This window comes from Rhodopirellula maiorica SM1 (assembly GCF_000346295.1).
In the GTDB taxonomy this organism is placed as follows: domain Bacteria; phylum Planctomycetota; class Planctomycetia; order Pirellulales; family Pirellulaceae; genus Novipirellula; species Novipirellula maiorica.
In genome coordinates this window covers 1-1,387 of sequence record NZ_ANOG01001061.1, presented here as the reverse complement: position 1 = coordinate 1,387, position 1,387 = coordinate 1, and the positions used below count along the sequence as shown (strand labels likewise).

Annotated in this window: 2 protein-coding genes; both read right to left on the bottom strand. The window is 48.8% G+C overall.

Going from position 1 to position 1,387, the window contains the following annotated elements; all coding sequences use genetic code 11:
* A partial coding sequence (locus RMSM_RS34365; protein ID WP_008708607.1) for a hypothetical protein occupies positions 1–931 on the bottom strand: 931 nt, incomplete at its 3' end.
* A 224-nt stretch (positions 932–1,155) separates the two neighbouring features.
* Positions 1,156–1,387, bottom strand: a 232-nt coding sequence (locus RMSM_RS41590; RefSeq protein WP_040771061.1) for a hypothetical protein, incomplete at its 5' end; no start/stop codon positions are given.

Here is a 1,387-nt window from a genome sequence, read left to right as displayed (position 1 = left end):
CTTTGTCCCTGTCTTGGTATCCATCCTTCTCAGACTTCCAAGTAGGCATTGCTTTGAGCGCGGCTTTTTTATCAGCGGGTTGCCCCTTCCATTGCTCGGTATACCACTTGTTCCAGTCGGATTCAAAACGTTGCATTTCACGCCAATGAGCGAGATTTTGCTCAAAGTGATACGTGGCGGCAATGCGAATGTCGTAGCAAAGCACCTCGGCAAACCATGTTGTACGGATCTGGTCATCCCCTTGGCTGTAGATGCTTTGGGAGAGTGGATCATCACGCAGATCAAACTGTGGTATCTCATGCAGGAGTTGCCGTTCACCTACGTCACGAAAATATTGAACAGCAAAGGGCTTGCTCTTAAAATCTTCTGCCTCGCCGTCCACCAGGAGCTCCTCTTCAATTTCTTCCACATCAACTATCTCTATCTGCTTCCACTCTTTATGCCCGTCGACATTGACCAATTCACGATCTTCCAATTGAAAATAGTTGGTGAGCGGTAGCAGCCAATCTTTAGTCACGTTCGTTAAGGCAATGGCCGCAAGAAATATATCCGTTGGCTTGTAATCTAGATTAAGGATCGAATCCCACAGCGACTTGAGATCCTCCTGACCGAAGGCAAAGACTTCAGCCTTTTGCCCGTGAAACCAAATGGTTCTTGCTGGACCACAGGCCTCTGCCGAACTGACATCATCCGTAGTGCGCACGCCCAATTTAGTCCATCGCGGCTCGAGATTAATAATGCTGTTGCGGCTTTGGCCGAGTCGACGGCATGCATAAAGACGAAGCTCCTCTTCGGCTCCCAATTCCGTGAAAACGGGTCTCTCTTCCTCTGGCCAAGTGAGTGTATTATTGACCACAAGTACACAACACTGCCGAGGTGTCTTCAAAACCCTTGCGAGCATTTCGACAACCTGCTTTTCTTTTTCGAACATCTTGCTCTACTTTTTTCAGCCGCGGGTACTACTTTGGTTTTCAAGTTTTCATACGCAGACATTGCCAATATTTCAAACGAGGCTCCTGGTGCCACACAGGAAGCCAGTCGGCTGGCATGCTGGGACGATGGTTTCCCGCTCAGACAACTGCTTTCCTGCATTGCGAGAGTGATTGGCGTATTCGTCTTCAGAAGAAACACTAACGGGCATCGCAAAACCTTCGTTTAAATATCTGCTACGTTTTGGGCCATTTCCTCTGATCGGATCTTATTCATCAGTTTACCTATGTAACCCTCAGGGTCTTCGGCCATGAAGAGGACGTGTTTGTCTTCTAGCTCTTGGATGGTTTCGCCCCACTGCAGAGCTCCGTAGCGGGTTGGGGAGACGATGAAGGAATTGAGGATGATGTTGGGGTCGCCCAATCGGGTTTCGACCGTTTTGATCTTTTCATGCAGC